14 protein-coding genes are annotated in these 15,276 nt (G+C 58.2%); 10 read left to right on the top strand and 4 right to left on the bottom strand.

Annotation, left to right across the window (positions count from 1 at the left end; translation table 11 throughout):
- Positions 1-32: 32 nt before the first annotated feature.
- A complete protein-coding gene (locus Q0105_RS18865; protein ID WP_298213941.1) occupies positions 33-155 on the bottom strand; it encodes a hypothetical protein in 123 nt (40 codons plus the stop codon).
- Positions 156-306: 151 nt separating this feature from the next.
- Here Q0105_RS18865 and Q0105_RS18860 point away from each other — a divergent pair, with 151 nt between their 5' ends.
- The 3 genes from Q0105_RS18860 (at position 307) to Q0105_RS18850 (ending at position 3,397) form a co-directional block, all read left to right on the top strand.
- A complete protein-coding gene (locus tag Q0105_RS18860; protein WP_298213939.1) occupies positions 307-771 on the top strand; it encodes a pyridoxamine 5'-phosphate oxidase family protein in 465 nt (154 codons plus the stop codon).
- A 202-nt stretch (positions 772-973) separates the two neighbouring features.
- Positions 974-1,849, top strand: a complete 876-nt coding sequence (locus tag Q0105_RS18855; protein WP_298213937.1) for an alpha/beta hydrolase — start codon at positions 974-976, stop codon at positions 1,847-1,849.
- A 33-nt stretch (positions 1,850-1,882) separates the two neighbouring features.
- Positions 1,883-3,397 carry an FAD-binding oxidoreductase gene (locus Q0105_RS18850; protein ID WP_298213935.1) on the top strand — a complete coding sequence of 505 codons (1,515 nt, stop codon included), beginning with the start codon at positions 1,883-1,885 and terminating at the stop codon, positions 3,395-3,397.
- Positions 3,398-3,499: 102 nt separating this feature from the next.
- Here the strand turns inward: Q0105_RS18850 and Q0105_RS18845 are convergent, their stop codons facing one another.
- A complete protein-coding gene (locus tag Q0105_RS18845) occupies positions 3,500-4,963 on the bottom strand; it encodes an HD domain-containing phosphohydrolase (protein ID WP_298213933.1) in 1,464 nt (487 codons plus the stop codon).
- Between the two features lie 391 nt (positions 4,964-5,354).
- On the opposite strand from Q0105_RS18845, the gene Q0105_RS18840 reads away from it, so the two are divergent.
- The 5 genes from Q0105_RS18840 (at position 5,355) to Q0105_RS18820 (ending at position 9,719) form a co-directional block, all read left to right on the top strand.
- Positions 5,355-5,957 (top strand): hypothetical protein, encoded by a 603-nt coding sequence (locus Q0105_RS18840; RefSeq protein ID WP_298213931.1) that lies wholly within the window; start codon positions 5,355-5,357, stop codon positions 5,955-5,957.
- Between the two features lie 52 nt (positions 5,958-6,009).
- A complete protein-coding gene (locus tag Q0105_RS18835; RefSeq protein ID WP_298213929.1) occupies positions 6,010-6,507 on the top strand; it encodes a cytochrome b/b6 domain-containing protein in 498 nt (165 codons plus the stop codon).
- Positions 6,508-6,590: 83 nt separating this feature from the next.
- A complete protein-coding gene (locus Q0105_RS18830) occupies positions 6,591-7,226 on the top strand; it encodes a molybdopterin-dependent oxidoreductase (RefSeq protein ID WP_298213927.1) in 636 nt (211 codons plus the stop codon).
- Between the two features lie 492 nt (positions 7,227-7,718).
- The gene (locus Q0105_RS18825) at positions 7,719-8,762 is read left to right on the top strand and encodes a hypothetical protein (RefSeq protein ID WP_298213925.1); all 1,044 of its coding nucleotides are present in this window, start codon (positions 7,719-7,721) and stop codon (positions 8,760-8,762) included.
- A gap of 150 nt (positions 8,763-8,912) precedes the next feature.
- The gene (locus tag Q0105_RS18820; RefSeq protein ID WP_298213923.1) at positions 8,913-9,719 is read left to right on the top strand and encodes an outer membrane protein OmpK; all 807 of its coding nucleotides are present in this window, start codon (positions 8,913-8,915) and stop codon (positions 9,717-9,719) included.
- 279 nt (positions 9,720-9,998) lie between these two features.
- Here Q0105_RS18820 and Q0105_RS18815 read toward each other — a convergent pair whose 3' ends face one another.
- Positions 9,999-10,478: a cupin domain-containing protein gene (locus tag Q0105_RS18815; RefSeq protein WP_298213921.1), complete on the bottom strand. Its 480-nt coding sequence runs from the start codon at positions 10,476-10,478 to the stop codon at positions 9,999-10,001.
- Positions 10,479-10,849: 371 nt separating this feature from the next.
- Here Q0105_RS18815 and Q0105_RS18810 point away from each other — a divergent pair, with 371 nt between their 5' ends.
- Positions 10,850-12,301: a PLP-dependent aminotransferase family protein gene (locus tag Q0105_RS18810; RefSeq protein ID WP_298213919.1), complete on the top strand. Its 1,452-nt coding sequence runs from the start codon at positions 10,850-10,852 to the stop codon at positions 12,299-12,301.
- Between the two features lie 198 nt (positions 12,302-12,499).
- On the opposite strand, the gene Q0105_RS18805 is transcribed toward Q0105_RS18810, so the two are convergent.
- On the bottom strand, positions 12,500-13,183 hold the full coding sequence (locus Q0105_RS18805) for a response regulator transcription factor (RefSeq protein WP_298213916.1): 684 nt from the start codon (positions 13,181-13,183) through the stop codon (positions 12,500-12,502).
- Between the two features lie 40 nt (positions 13,184-13,223).
- On the opposite strand from Q0105_RS18805, the gene Q0105_RS18800 reads away from it, so the two are divergent.
- Positions 13,224-15,155, top strand: a complete 1,932-nt coding sequence (locus Q0105_RS18800) for a sensor histidine kinase (protein WP_298213914.1) — start codon at positions 13,224-13,226, stop codon at positions 15,153-15,155.
- Positions 15,156-15,276: the final 121 nt, after the last annotated feature.

The following is a 15,276-nucleotide window of genomic DNA, read 5'->3' as shown; positions in this document are numbered from 1 at the left end:
CGCTGGCACGCTTCGCGCAATTGCAACCCCAGCTATCGCGACAGCGCGGCCAGCCTGGCCTCCAGCCCATCGAGGTCGCAGCCTTTTTTCAGGTAGTGGAGTACCAGGGCCAGGCCTTCTAGACGGCTGGCCCCGCTGCTGACCGGAGTGTCCATGGCTCAACATGAAATGTGGACCAAAGAAAAACGAAAAAGTGGCTCTTCACTGACCGTCGTACTCGGCCCACCATAGTGCCAGTACAGGAACGGACAAACAAAGACCGCCCTGTCTGTTCGTACTGGTGCGAAAACCATAGAAAGGACAGTGATGGCCAAACTGACATCCGACATGATTGGGACGATCAAAGCCGCAATGCTTTCGTTCGTCGCCACTGTTAACGCGGACGGAACGCCAAACCTTTCGCCCAAGGCCTCTCTCATCGCGAAGGACGATAGCCTTTTCTTTGCGAACATCTGCTCTCCCCAAACCATTTCCAACCTGCTCCGCAATCCGGCGATTGCAGTCAATGTAGTGGATATCTTCGAGCGACGCGGATATCGATTTTCAGGAATTGCAGCGGTACTGAGTCAAGGCGATCCGGACTTTGAAGCCATCGCAAGCTGGGTTCACGAAGTAAATGGTGAAGAGTACCCAGTAAACCACGTTGTAAAAATCACCGTTTCCGATGCGCGCCCGCTTCTGTCTCCCGCATACAAATTTGGCAACAAGCCTACGCCAGAAGAATTGCGGAAAATTAACATGAAAAAATACGGGGTGCAAAAACTTGGATGAGAGACCGTTTATCCGTCCAATACCTGCCCCCAAATTAACTTTGAACTAAAAATACCCCCCCAACCTGAAAGTGATCTACATGTTTCAAGCAATTAGTCATCACTTTCTTGGCGCAGCCGTATGGATTATTGCTACTCTTACCACACTCCTTCCCACTGGAGGATACGCTCAAGTTTCCAAGATGCCTCAGGATCTGCGGAACATGCTCGCCGAGGTCGGCGCTACATGGGGTAAAGATGTACCAGGAAACATCCGCAAAACGATCGATGCGTACACGCCACTTCTTGCCACGTCTCCCAAGGGAGATATTAGAATCATCAAAGATATTCCATACGGCCCCGGCGTACGGAATCTACTCGATGTTTACCAACCACGTTCTGCCACCAGCACCAAGCAACCCATCGTGGTCTTTCTGCATGGTGGGGCGTATGTGCGCGGCGAACGAAATTTAAATGCCGAAATTTATGCCAACGTGCCGACTTATTTTGCACGACACGGAATGCTGGGGGTCAATGCAACATACCAGTTGGCACCCGCCTCCAAATGGCCATCAGCTGCGCAAGACGTTGGTGAAATAGTTCGATGGCTGAAACTTAATGCAGAAAAATACGGGGGTGACCCGGAACGTATATTTCTAATCGGCCATTCGGCTGGTGCGACTCACATAGCAACTTACGCATTCAACCCGGAATTGCAAGCTCAGGCAGGCACGGATGTCGCGGGCTTGGTCCTCCTTAGCGGCCGCTATGAATTTGACCCAAAAGCTGACGACCCGAACCTTGCGGCATTTCAGGCATATTTCGGGACAGATCGCACCCGGTACCCTCAAATGTCGCCCATCAGCCATATTGCGACAGCGCCACGCATACCTTTATTCATTGGCATTGCCGAATACGACAATCCAGACCTGGATATGCAAGGCGCCTTACTGTATGCAGCGGTATGCAAGCGCGATCGGGCCTGCCCCAGATTTCTCCGCATGGAGCATCATAATCACGTCTCGATGGTGCTGCAGTTCAATACGGAGGATGAGCAGTTGGGGGCAGAAATTCTGAATTTCGTCCAAAGAGGTCGTTGAAACCGAATGACACCTAACCAGAACCGAGCCCACATGACAACGTTCAACTACCACACCGCATTCCAAGACCTTCGTCAAGTTGTTGAAGAAGAATGGGTATGGACCAATGAGAAAGACATACTGCCCTACGCCGTGAATATGGATCCCTCAGGGGATGTATTTCCTGCTGGTGTTGTGTCTCCAGCAAACGCGGATGAGGTGCGGCGTGTCATCGAGATCGCCAACAGGTACAGGTTTCCCCTTCACCCAATCAGCAAGGGCCTTCAGCACGGACTGGGCATGGCAACCGCGGTTCAACCCTCTTCGGTGACCATGTCACTGGGTCGATTGAACAAAATTATCTCCTACGACCCTTACTTGGGTTACGTCGTCATCGAGCCAGGAGTCACCTTTCAACAACTGTACGATTTTCTTCAGTCTGAAGACGCTCCCTATTGGATTAGCCCAACATCGGGCCCAGTCGAAGCCAGCGTTCTTGGCAATGCACTCGATAAAGGTGCCGGCTATACCCCTTTTGGTAATAATTTTGCAAACCTTATTGGTTTGGAAGTTATTCTAGGTGATGGCCGTGTGCTCAAGACTGGCGACGGGGCGCTAGAGAATTCTGTGAGTCAATTCACTCACAAGGGTGGCTTCGGACCAATGCTTGATGCACTGTTTGCGCAATCGAACTATGGCGTGGTAGTGAAAGCAGGGCTATGGCTCATGCCGGCTCCATCGGCTGCTCGCGGCTTCGTGTTCACGTTTGAGCGGCAGGATGACATTGGAAGAATCGCTGACATTGCAGGACGGCTGAAGTTGCTTGGCGCTATTCCCAGCACGGTCAGTATCGCAAACGATCAATTCTGTCTTGGACTTCAAGCTTCCCGCCCGATTCAGCATGGGACGGCGAATCAACCACCTTTTGGAGAGGCGGATTTAGGCCAATTAAGACAGGCCCATGGTGTAGGTGCCTGGAACGTAATTGGTTGTGTCTACGGCCGCGAAGACGGGTTGTCGCCTCAGATTGAGCACATTCGTCAAATGTTTGCCGATATACCGGGAATGAAATACTTGACGGAAGAGGATGCCTCGCAAAAGCGTGCCTTTGCGTACAGATTCGACATCGCCAAAGGAATCCCAAACGCAACGGAAGTCGATCTCTACAATATGCACACAAACGGCGCTGCGTTGAGCTTTTTACCCAGTGTTCCATTTTGTGGATCGTACGCACTGGAGGCTGCCAATCTTTCACGGGAGATCTGTTCGGCTCACGGATTTGCCTATCTCAACCAATTTCTCTGCTCTCCGAGGAGCATGCGAAATACCCAACACATTGTCTTTGATAGTGTTGACCCGGAATCGCGGTCACGAGCAAAGGCATGCTATTCTGAACTGAACTCGGTGTTTCAATCCAAAGGATATTTGGTTTCTCGCCCTCCAACGATTTTTCAGGAAGAGATCATGGATGGCCTGGGAATGCACGCAACAATTGCGCGCGAGATCAAGAAAGTGTTTGATCCAAACGGTATTCTTGCACCCGGCCGATTTGGCATACGTTGTCGGTGAGCACCGTTAAAGACATGCACCATTTCTGGTCGCCTGGTGTAGCCAATCCGCACGGATTCAAGCGCCAAATACGCGGCTTGATGCTCAAACGTTTGTGCCGGGTCAATAGTTCAACAAACCCAGCGCCGACGCCTTTAGCGTTGCGGCTGCTCGTGTCGTGCACCCAAGTTTGCGGAAAACGCTTTCAACGTGGGTGCGCACCGTGCTCGGGCTGATCTCGAGTGAACGAGCCACTTCCTTGTTGGTTTGCCCCAGGCTAATAGCCTGCAAAACCTGAACCTCGCGTTCCGACAATACGCTTGCTGCCGCGCGCACAGGCCGTTGCGCCGCAATGGATGAACCGCAAAGTATGTTGGCGACTTCTAAATTAAAGCGCCCCTCCGCGGCTTCCTTCAGCAAGGTGGTTTTCGCTGTTTCCACAGGTAGTGCCGCGCGCCATGGTCTCGCGGAGTTGAGCGCAACCCACGCAGCGGAAGCCGCAATCACCTGACCTTCTATCGGTATCCTGTCCCCCTTGCAGCCGCGGAAGCTTCCACTGCCATCCATACGCTCGCTGACGTAGGACGCAACGGTTGCCTCCCCTGCCAGACTCTCAATTTGCGAGGCTGCTCTTGATACCCAGTACGGCGTCAATCGAATCTGCTCCCGCGCCGATACGGGTAACGTCCCAGGAATGTTCCAGACTGAGTTGGGTACCGCCGCACGTCCCATGCAATGGATCAAGGCAGCTCGACTGCAAAGCGCCTGACCCGACGAAGTCATGCCCATCAGTGCCGAGACCTGCCGTGCGGTCTCGGAAACACGGCGAGAGTACCCCCGCATCCATGGAAGTTTTAGATCGATGACGTCTGCCACTAACTCCAAAGGAGCTCGTGTCATGCCTCCCTCCGAAAGTGCAGCCAAATCACTTTTCCATTCGTCGTCACGATTCAGCGTCTGCAACCAATCATCTCCATGATCGATCACGAAACGTATCAATCTGATTGGATAAGCCTCTTCCCCTCTCGAGCGAACAAACGACATCGCACGAGTGAGACCATGGATGCGGCTGATGACTTCAAAATCACTTGCCAGCCCGAGGATAAGAACATCGACTGGAACCTCGTCGCCACTCAATCTATTGGGGCCGCTTCCGTCAAACTTTTCAAAAATCAAGCGCAGCGTCCTTTCGACGCTCCCCGCCAGGGACAGCATGCCAGCCACCTCGCCAGAAACTTCACAATGAATTTGCGCTAGCGTCTGCAAAGCGCTGCGGATCTGACTGTCAATGAACTGAAATCTGATGTCGGCTGAGTCGCCGGCCAGGATCATCGCCCGGCCAGAAACATCGTCGTCGATCAGCCCACTGAACTCAGGCGCATTTGCCGTACAACCTGACCATCTCAAAAGGGCTGCCTGCTGTACCTCAACGCGTATTGCCGCGCTGGCCCCCAAGCATTCCGCGATCCTGGATGCGAGCCACGCCACCCGGAGGGAATGGTCCGTCGGCTGGCCCATGCTAAGGTCGCCAACGAATGCAAGGGCACGAATTGCAAGGGCCGCATTTATCGATGTGTCGGAAGGCATATTTATTCTTGGCTCCGTGCACTCAGGGCGCACGCACCCAGCTGGTTGCCTTAGTGTCCCTCTGGCTCTCACAGTGATGGCATCGGTCAAATATCCGGCAGCGTAGCGAATGCGCGGAGCGCCGGGCGTAGAGCCTGCATACCCGCACCCCACTCCGGGCTGATGCGCTGAGGACGCAACTCGCGGCCTGCTAGCGCATGTTTGGGATCCGAAGACACCACACCAACAGTAGCAGAGCATCTTCTGGCACGGCTCAAGAAAATCGCCCGAGCACCCGCGGAGCCCGTGCGTTGAGGGTCTGTTTGAACAGGTGAACCGGTCATTCGACCGATAGTCGTCCGCAGTTCATGGCGGCACTATTTGAGCTCTCCTCAACTAACTCAACGAAGCCATGCAGCTACTCCGTCTCTTGATCTCCGGCGCCGCCCTACTCGGCGCCATCACCGCGTTCGCCGCTGACCGTCAAATCCATGTTCGCGGTGAGATCAGTGCTGTCAGCGCCACCGAATTCACAGTCACCGACCGCAAAGGCGCCAAGGCCACCATCAAGCTGCCGGAGACAGCAGCAGTGCTGGACGTATCGCGCACCACTGTTGGCGCCATCAAAGAGAACTCCTACTTAGGAATAGCCGCTGCGCCCGCGCCGCAAGGCAAGGTGCGTGCCCTCGGCGTGATGGTATTCCCCGAAGCGGCCCGTGGTTTGTACGAAGGTCACTTCCCTTGGGACACGGGTAAGCGCAACACGATGACGAACGCTACCGTCGCAAAGGTCAGCAAGAAGACCAGCGCGACGGAACTTGAAATGCGCTTTGGCGAGAAGACCCAGCGCGTCGTGCTAGACAAAGCCACTGTGTATGGCCAATTCGTGCCGGGCCAACGTGAACAGATCGTCCTTGGTGCCAAGGTAATGGTGATTGCCGACCAAGGAGCTGATGGAGTAAACAACGCCAACACGGTAATGGTTGGCCGAGACGGGTTTCTGCCGCCGATCTAAGAAATTCAGCATGCCGCCGCTTTGGGTAAGGATTTGCCATTGGACCAATGCAGTGGCCTTCCTGGTGATGCTGACCAGCGGCTGGCAAATCTACAACGCCGATCCGTTCTGGATCGGCGGATTTGCTGACTACCTTACCTTAGGCGGGAGCTTGCCTAACGCGCTGATGTGGCACTTCGCCGGCATGTGGGTGCTAGCCGCCAATGGGCTGGTCGCTGTGTCGCTGCTTGTTACGACGGGTCGCCTTCGGCGCCTGTACCTGTCGCTCGGCGCGAGAGGAGAGCACGCCGAACGTAGCCACGTACAGAAGGTCGTGTACCTGGGCGTATTGACCCTGCTGATGTTTGTCATCCTGTCTGGCCTGGCCATTTGGAAACCAGTCCAGCTTCAATGGCTGACACAGATGTTTGGCGGCTATCAAATGGCGCGCCAGGTCCATTTTCTCTGCATGGCCCTACTGACGGGCTTCGCCTGCGGCCATATCTGCCTCGCCCTCCTGTCGCCCCGATCGCTGCTCTCCATGTTGGGATTTCTGCGGAAAACATCGTGACAAGGGGTACCTTTACCAACCGCCGGGACATTCTGCGTCGATCGCTTGGCGGTGCGGTAGCGGCGTTGGTGTCAGGGTGCAGCGTGACCGAAAACGACTATGTGCAGGCATCATTGAAGCGCGTATCGCGCTTCAATGATGCCGCTCAGGCGGCGCTGTTTCGTCCCGAGACGCTGGCGCCCACCTTCTCAACCAGCGACCTGACTGTGCCATTCCGCTTCAACGCGTTTTACTCAGAAGCCTCGGTGCCCGAGATTGACGAAAGAAGCTGGCGGCTCAAGGTCGATGGCCTGGTGAGAAAACCAGGCGATTGGACGCTGTCCCAAATCAAGGCGTTGCCCCCAAGAACGGAAATCACGCGCCTGATCTGCATCGAGGGATGGAGTGCCATTGGCCAATGGACCGGCGTGCCGTTATGGCACTTCCTTCAGCTGATGGAAGCCGACATCCGAGCGAAATATGTCGCCTTCGCATGTTCTGACGGCTACTACACCAGTATCGACATGGCGAGCGCACTGCATCCGCAAACCATGCTGGCATTCAGCTTCAACGGCCAGGAAAGCCTTCCGGAAGAGTTTGGGTTCCCGCTACGGCTGCGCATACCCACGAAGCTGGGCTTCAAGAATCCCAAACACCTCACCGGACTGACCGTGTCCGACACGTTCACCAGCGGCTACTGGGAAGACCTGCATGGCTACAACTGGTTCGCCGGCCTGTGAACGTATGGCGAAGGCGGTCTAAGGTGCCCCCGCGATCGCGGTGAATTGGTTGGCGGCGTGCGCCCGTCGATCCAATTCGGATGGCTCTCATGGCCGAGCGCATCGCATAGGCCAGCCTTCTCTCCATATCCAGTATTGGGCACGTCGCCGGATGGGGCATCACATCCACTGCAGGCACAAGCACTCGTCGCGGGTGCGCACTCCCCGAGGGTGTCCATGTCCACGACCTCACTCTGTGCCGTAGGGCGCCGTTCGCAAATTGCGTGGTGCTCGGCTTCAGGAATGTGCGTACGGCAGAGCTGGCCAAAGGCTGGCGAAGTGGCCCCCCAGGATTCGGAGAAGTGGCTCTTTAACTGGGCCGGACGGACTCCTATGATTTGCCGAACATGCATTAAATTTCATATTCACTATGAAATTCGGTTAGGAGCATGAATATTAATACACCCCAAGGCTGCCAAATTGAGACAGGAACCGACCCCAGGAGACATCACCATGACCACAGTCATTGCAACGCCGGACGTTCAATCGAGGGACTCGAAACTGCTTCTGTTCGCGCCAGTCGCTGCGGCGTTTGCCTACCCGTTCCTGCTCAAGGCATTCCACGCCGCCGTAGCAGCGGCGGCCGGACGAGCCTCGTTCGCGGCCGGCGTGCTGTTGCTGCTCGCCATCGGCGTCCCCATCCTCGGGCTCCTACTCGCGAGCAAGCTTGGCCAGGTAGAGATGCCGTCCGCGAGCACGATCCTGGCGAAGCGGCTGGCCTTGCTCACCGTGGCTGCCGCGCCGCTCTTCACAGCCAGCGGCGTGCTGCTGTACATGGCGGGTGACCCGATCAGCGACATCACTCTTTGGGTAGTTCTGTGGAGTCTCGTGTTCGTCCTGATGGTGAAGGTGTCGCTATCGAACAGCGTCGCCTCGTCGGGTGAATTTGTACCAGTTTCGGCGCGGCTCAGGGTGGCCCACGGCATTGGCGCGATGGCCATTGTGCTGCTCTTTTTGGCACTCCACTTGATCAATCACATGGCTGGGTTAATTGGCGAAGCCGAGCACCGTCGGCTCATGGACATCTTCAGGGTGCTGTATCGCGCCAAGGTGCTCGAGCCGATCGTCGTGGCTCTCTTCCTCTTCCAGGTCGGCTCTGGAATCGCGCTCCTGTGGGGCTACACCCGGCAGAAGGCGGACTGGTTCAGGACGTTGCAAATCGCGAGCGGCGCCTACTTGATCTTCTTTGTGCTGGGGCACATGAACTCCGTCTTCTTCTACGCGCGAACCTTCGCGGACATTCCGACCGACTGGAACTTCGCGACCGGCGCGCCGACCGGGCTGATCAGGGACGCCTGGAACATTCGCCTGCTCCCGCACTACCTGCTGGGCGTCTTCTTCGTGCTCACACACCTCGTGCTCGGCGCCCGTGTCGTTGCATTGGCTCATGGCATGGACGCCGCGAAAGCGAATCGCCTCGCCAACGTGGGCATCGCGTTGGCTGCAGTCGTCGCTGTCGCCATTCTGTCGGGCATGAGCGGCTTGCGCATCGCCTAACGCCCCTGCCTTATCGCCCAGGGACATGAAGAGCCCCCGGCATTCACCCAAAGAAGCTTATTAGATCGCGTGGGGTTACCGCCTCGAAGCGACGCCTCAGTGCTACCCACGGGGCGCCATTCCAACAACATTCCAATGGAGACAAAGACCATGAAGAAACAAGCGCACCAAGCGACGCATCGTTCCAGGATCCAGCCCTTCGTTGTCGCAATGGCCAGCCTTTCGGCAGTGGCCTGCTGGACACACGCCCGCGCAGAAGATTACTCCAGCACGAACGTGCAGTACTTCTATACCTCACGGTCCAAGGAGGACCTCGTTCTTGGAACCGGCAGCAGTGACCAACGTCTTCATGCGGTCCGGCTCGAGCATTACGGAACGTTCAAGTACGGCGACAACTACTTCTTCATCGACGAATACCACGGCAACAAGGTAGGAGGCTCCGGAGCAGGCTCCTTTGGGGGCGACACAAAGGACCAGCAGTTTCTCGTCTGGACCCCGCGCCTCAGCCTGTCGAGGCTGACCGGATCCAAATGGTCCATCGGTCCAGTCCAAGATGTCTATCTCGCTACCCGAGGCGAATTCGCGAGCTACGGCAGCTTCCGGTCGCTGGGCATAGGCCTGGCAATCGACTGGAAAGCTCCCGGTTTCTCATACCTTTCGACGAGACTCTATCGCCGCGACAACAACTACAACCGACCGCAGGCTTTCTTCCATACGGTCTGGAGCAGCTCCTTTGCACTGGTGGGGCCGCGAAAGGCCCATGCGGACGGCTATCTCTGGACGACCCGGACGGATACACATGGGCGCCAGTGGTACGCCGAGTCGGACTTCACCGTGGACGTCGATCAATCAGCAACGTTCCAGGCTGGCCTGCGGGTGACGTACTCTCAATACAAAAATGGGGGGAACAACTATTCCAGGACGACACCTCAGTTGCTTGGCAAGTGGATTTTTTGAGGGACCAGGAGGCTTACTCACAACCAGGCCCTCGGCCTCTGGCCTGAGTGATCGCCCTTACCAGACGTGACTTCCCGCACCACAAGCAAAGTCGACATCTCAATGACCTCCGAGGAGCGCACTCTGGACAATTTCGTTGTTACGGGTCTCGTCCAGTTATCTGCTCGCAATAACGTGCAGTTGTCCATGGCGGTGACCCGGAACACTTCGTCCATATCCTGGCCCACGAGCAGGATCGCGTGGTCCGACTTCAAACAGCCCAGCAAAACCGATATGCCGCTACTCGGTGACAGGGATGGAGACCGCCGCATCTGGATCCGAGATGTAGAAAACAAGGAGCTGGAGAGGCTCGGTGCTGCTCGCGTTGCGCGATACCAGATGCTTGTGGTTCGCGTGTTCATACGCCACTTCGCCTGCGCGAACGGTTTGCTCACTACCGCCATCCATCTGCATGACCCAGGTACCGCGCAAAACGTAGGCGAAGATTGGACCAGCGTGGGTGTGCGGCACCGATTCGCCCTTAGGTGGAAACTCGACAAGGAACGAGCGGACCACCTTCCCTGGCCATTCCATCAATTTTTCAGAGAATAGCTGTGAGACCTTTGCGCGAGTTGGCTCTTGAGCAAATGAGGCACCAGCTGACACGATAGAAAGCAGAGCAAGAAGGCAACGAAAACTATTCTGAAAAGTCATGATTACTCCAATGTTCGAGCTGCGTCTTTCCGCACCATCACTCGTCGTTTGCTCGATTGGCTCCATGCTAGAAGTCCTGCACTTCTGCCGGAAGGACCACTTTTCACAATATTGGAGAACCACCTGTCAAACCGCTCAGCAACAAGACTCAGGGCTTCAATAGCAAACGCGCTGGCGTCTCGGAGTTCTTCCAAAGAGGTCGGTAGCGACCCCATGGCCATTGACCCGGCAACAGACGTTTGAGCATCAAGCGGCTTATTTGACCTGAGGGTTTTGAGGGTAGGACACGACCCGCTCAGGGCGCTATCGAGCATGTCCACGTGCGCCTTGGCAGCGTCTTTGAGCTTGTCTTTCGTGCGCAAGGCACCCATTGTCAAATTGACTTGAATGGCCCTAAGCTACAAGTCGCAACTCCCGCCGGAAGGGCCGTTTTCATCATGCTAGAGCACCGCCCTGCCAAGCGACTCGCCAACGAATTGGCACTAGATTTTGACAGGGACGATGGGCCCGGTCTTGCGGACCAACTGCATCATCGCTTGCGCGAGGCGATTGTCACCGGGCGCATACCCGGCGGTTCTAAACTGCCGTCGACCAGAGACTTGGCAAAGCAGCTGGGCGTGTCGAGAAACACCGTGATCGATGCGTTTGAACGTTTGCTGGCTGAGTCATGCTTGGTTGCCCGGCGCGGATCGGGTACGTTTGTGGGCGACACGCTGGACAGGCCCAAAGTGGTCAACGACCCGCCCGATATGGTCAAAGGACAAAAGCGAAGATTCATTCTTCCTGCCGCCGCCTCCCCCGGAACGTTGATCTGCGACCTACGACCTGGACTTCCCGACTTGCGCCGATTCCCTTTGACGGAATGGCGCAGAGCGGCCCTGCGCAAACTTCGCGCGGAAACCCTGCTGTTCCAGAAAGACAGTGACGAAGGGCTCGGAATTCCACTCCTTCGTGCAGCAATTTCAGAATACATTTCCGTATCCCGCGGTGCCACATACGGGTGCGAGCAGATTCTCGTTACCTCAGGAGCCCAACAAGCGTTCTCTTTGCTGGCACAGGTCATTGCTCGGCCCCGCATGGTCGTTGCTGTTGAGGATCCAGGTTACCCTGCGGCCATAGAGCCGTTCGCTCAGGCTGGCGCTCGCATAGCCCCCGTCCCGGTGGATCGTGAAGGCCTGGTGGTCGATGCCATCCCCAAAGACGCAAAGCTTATCTACACCACTCCAGCCCACCAATTTCCGCTCGGCGTCGCAATGTCCGCACGGCGTCGCCATGCTCTCCTTCAATGGGCGGCTGCGTCGGATGCGTGGGTAGTAGAAGATGACTATGACAGTGAGTACAGGTTTGGAGGCGTACGGCTCAAGGCGTTACAAGCTTTGGACAGAAATGATCGAGTCATTTACGTCGGAAGTTTCTCCAAAACTTTGCTTCCCAGCATTCGGCTTGGTTTTGTTGGACTGCCATTGAAGCTGACCGAGTCGATGATTTACGCCAAACGGATAGCAGACCGCCATACGGCGTCCTTCTCTCAAGCAGTGCTGGCGGAATTTATGTCTACCGGCGCGTTCGCCCAACACTTGCGTCGTATGAACGCGCTGTATGAAGAGCGTCACGCAGCGCTCTCTTCCACGCTCAAGAACATGGATCCAACACTGGCGCATTTGGTGCGCTCTGATTCGGGCCTTCACGCAACACTGCTGCTGCCTTCGCAATACGACGTTCCCACGTTGATCCACCGAGCTGCAAGCATTGGAATTGGCCTATATGGCCTTGAAACCTTTTGTCGGCAGGCAAAGCTGAACGGACTCATACTGGGCTTTGGAAATGTTGAGACGCAAGCGCTAGTCAGAGGGGTTCAACAAATTCCGTATTTGCTGAATTCAGCCTAAATCCGGCAGTTACCCCATTGCCTGCAACACATCGAAGGGTGACGCAGGGGTGTTCGAGGGGCGATGCGCTGGCAGAGGTAACGCATGAGCGCGGCCCAGCGATCAGTTCGTAGCAAAAGCACGCGCGACAACGGCAACGGCGATATACCTACACTGCGTGTGACAGCCGCGGCCATTCGATCCATTGCGGCGCGCCAATCAGCCAGAGACGTCGGCTTTCTCATAAAAGCAGTACCCGCTGCCCCGCAGCGTGCGAATCGGCAGGCTTTGGCCGCTGGCCGCCAGCACATTGCGCCGCAATCGCAGCATCTGCGAATCCAGCCGCCGCTGGTCGTAATCCACATAGTCCGCCCCCATCGCTTGAACGATCTGGCGACGGCTCACCGCGCCCCCTGCGGCACGCATCAGGCACTGCAGCACCAGCACGTCCTGCGGCGACAGATGCACCGGCGGTGCACCGGGCGGCAGCAACCGGCCCGCCAACGACTCCAGCAGCCAACGTGCCTCGCGCTGCTGCAGCCCCAGCCGCCGTGACAGCGCGGCCAGCGTAGCCTCCAGCTCCTCCAGATCGCAGCCTTTGCCCAGGTAGTGATCGGCGCCCAGGGCCAGGCCCTCCACGCGGTCGGCCCCCGTGTTGTGCGCGCTGAACACCACAATACCCAGAGGCTGCCCGCCCTGGCGCAACCGCTGGATCAGCGCCAGGCCGCTGCCGTCGGGCAGCCCAATGTCGATGATGGCCAGCCGGTGGCGCCGCGCGTCGAAGTGGAGGTCGAACTCTGCGATGCTGGCCACGCACTGGGGCGCGTAGCCGATATGCTCCAGAAACTCGCCCAGCTCGGCACGCAGCACGGGCTCATCTTCCAGGAGGATCACTTCGTTCATGGCCAGGGGTTGCAGGGGTTCATCACCGCGAAATTATCGTGTGCTCATCGCCGCCGCGCTGCTGCTGTGGCTGCTGGCCCCGCTGCTGGTGGCGGCACAGACGCCCCTGCGGCTGGAGCCCAACGAGCGCATGCTGCGCGCGGCCGGCCACCTGCAGTGGCTGCAGGACGATACGCGCGAAATGTCTGCCATGCAGGCCGCCGAGTCCGCAGCCTGGGCCGACCTGCCCGCCAACGTGAACGCGGGGTACACCCACGCCGCCATCTGGCTGCGCCTGCCACTGGATGCGGTGCAGCCCGGCTACTGGATGCTGCTGCTCAGCAACCCGCTGCTGGACAGTGTCCAAACGTACGTCCATCGCCCACCGGGCATCTGGGAAGCCCTGGGCGCCAGCGGCGAGGACGTTGCACGCACGCAATGGCCGGTGGATTTCCGCAGCCCCGCCATCGGGCTCAACCTGCGCCATGCGGGTGCCCACACCGTGCTGATCCGCATCACCGCACGCAATGCCATCAAGACGCAGGTCGATGTATGGCAGCGCCTGGCCTTCGACAACCAGACGCGGCGCCAGGGCCTTTTCACCGGCATGTACCTGGGTTTCTACACGCTGCTCGTGTGCCTGCACGCCCTGTTCTGGTGCGCCACGCGTGCGCCCTTGAGCGGGCTGTTCCTTGCCTACATCGGCATCTGCGTGCTCAATGAAGTGCTCTCGCTGGGGCTGCTCCAGCAGATCACGGGCATGCCCGGCACGTGGAGCGACCGGCTGCTGGGCACCAGCCTGCCGCTGGCCGTCCCCATCGCCACATGGATGGCCACCCACCAACTGCAGTTGCGCCACAGCCACCCACGCCTGAACCGCTGGCTGCTGACCGCCACGCAGGCTACAGCGCTGGCCAGCATTGCACTGGTGCACACCGGGCACTTCGCCTGGGGTCTTATCCTGGTACAGGTCGTGGCCGTTCCCACCTTGCTGCTGCTGACCGGCATAGCCCTATGGCTGCTGCGCGGCGGCAGCCGTGCGGCGCTTTTTTTCCTCATCACCTTCGGCCCCTTCCACGCCAGCGTGTTCATCGCCTTTACCCGCAACCTGAACCTGGTGCCCATCAACGCCTTCACCGAAAACATCTCGCTGCTGGGCACCATGGTGCACATGGTGCTGCTGAGCCTGTGGATCGTGGGCGGCTACGTGCGCCAGCGCCGCGCGCACGAGCGCGAGCAGATGCACCTGCAGGCAGAGCTGGCCCAGCGCCAGCAGCGCGAGGGCGAGTTGCTGCGGGCGCTGGAGTTGGAGCGGCGCGTGCGCCAGGAGCAGCGCGACTTCGTCGCCATGGTGTCGCACGAGTTCCGCACGCCGCTGGCCGTCATCAGCACCAGCGCCCAGCAACTGGCGCGCAACCTGGGAGCGTCGCCCGAAAAAACCCTGGCCCGCAGCCACAACATCCGGGCCGCTGTGCGGCGCTTGATGCACCTGGTGGACGACTACCTGGCAGACGACCGCCTGGCAGAGCCTGCCGCCGCGCCCCACAAGGCGCCATGCGACCTGCACGCACTGCTCGCGGAACTGTGCGCGGACTTCTCCCCTGGTCGCATCGCCTGCCAATACGGCGACGGCACCCAGCACCTCGTGACCGATGCCGAGCTGCTGCGCATCGCCCTGCGCAACCTGCTCGCCAACGCCAACCGCCACGCGCCCCCCGGCGGCGCCGTGCAGGTGCGCACCCGCCGCAGCGGCCCGCGCCTGCACATCGACGTGGCCAACCCCGCAGCCGCCATCCCGCCCGAAGAGCAGAACCACCTGTTCGAGCGCTACTGGCGCGGTGCCAGCACCCAGCGCGGCACTGGCGCCGGGCTAGGGCTCTATCTGGTGCGGCGCATCGCTGAAAAGCTGGGCGGAAGTGTGACACTGGTCAGCGCTGGAGGCGACCAGCCTGTGTGCCTGCAGTTGGACCTTCCGATCGAGGATCGCTCTTAAAAAAAGAGCATCTAGCGCTTTCAGTACAAGCGCCAGAGGTTTTTTTCACGACGAACAATTTGTTCGATGCGCTCAGATTCGCTCAGATTGGCGGTGGTGCCGTCCGGTAGATTGGGTGGTA

The organism is Acidovorax sp. (assembly GCF_027492855.1).
In the GTDB taxonomy this organism is placed as follows: Bacteria; Pseudomonadota; Gammaproteobacteria; order Burkholderiales; family Burkholderiaceae_C; genus Acidovorax.
The sequence above is the reverse complement of the archived record's forward strand: the minus strand, read 5'-3'. Positions and strand labels throughout refer to the sequence as shown.

Bases quoted from the DNA above. Each gene is read 5' to 3' on its own strand.
- Q0105_RS18865 (WP_298213941.1), bottom strand. From the start codon at position 155: ATGGACACTCCGGTCAGCAGCGGGGCCAGCCGTCTAGAAGGCCTGGCC.
- Q0105_RS18860 (WP_298213939.1), top strand. From the start codon at position 307: ATGGCCAAACTGACATCCGACATGATTGGGACGATCAAAGCCGCAATG.
- Q0105_RS18855 (WP_298213937.1), top strand. From the start codon at position 974: ATGCTCGCCGAGGTCGGCGCTACATGGGGTAAAGATGTACCAGGAAAC.
- Q0105_RS18850 (WP_298213935.1), top strand. From the start codon at position 1,883: ATGACAACGTTCAACTACCACACCGCATTCCAAGACCTTCGTCAAGTT.
- Q0105_RS18845 (WP_298213933.1), bottom strand. From the start codon at position 4,963: ATGCCTTCCGACACATCGATAAATGCGGCCCTTGCAATTCGTGCCCTT.
- Q0105_RS18840 (WP_298213931.1), top strand. From the start codon at position 5,355: ATGCAGCTACTCCGTCTCTTGATCTCCGGCGCCGCCCTACTCGGCGCC.
- Q0105_RS18825 (WP_298213925.1), top strand. From the start codon at position 7,719: ATGACCACAGTCATTGCAACGCCGGACGTTCAATCGAGGGACTCGAAA.
- Q0105_RS18820 (WP_298213923.1), top strand. From the start codon at position 8,913: ATGAAGAAACAAGCGCACCAAGCGACGCATCGTTCCAGGATCCAGCCC.
- Q0105_RS18815 (WP_298213921.1), bottom strand. From the start codon at position 10,478: ATGGAGCCAATCGAGCAAACGACGAGTGATGGTGCGGAAAGACGCAGC.
- Q0105_RS18810 (WP_298213919.1), top strand. From the start codon at position 10,850: ATGCTAGAGCACCGCCCTGCCAAGCGACTCGCCAACGAATTGGCACTA.
- Q0105_RS18805 (WP_298213916.1), bottom strand. From the start codon at position 13,183: ATGAACGAAGTGATCCTCCTGGAAGATGAGCCCGTGCTGCGTGCCGAG.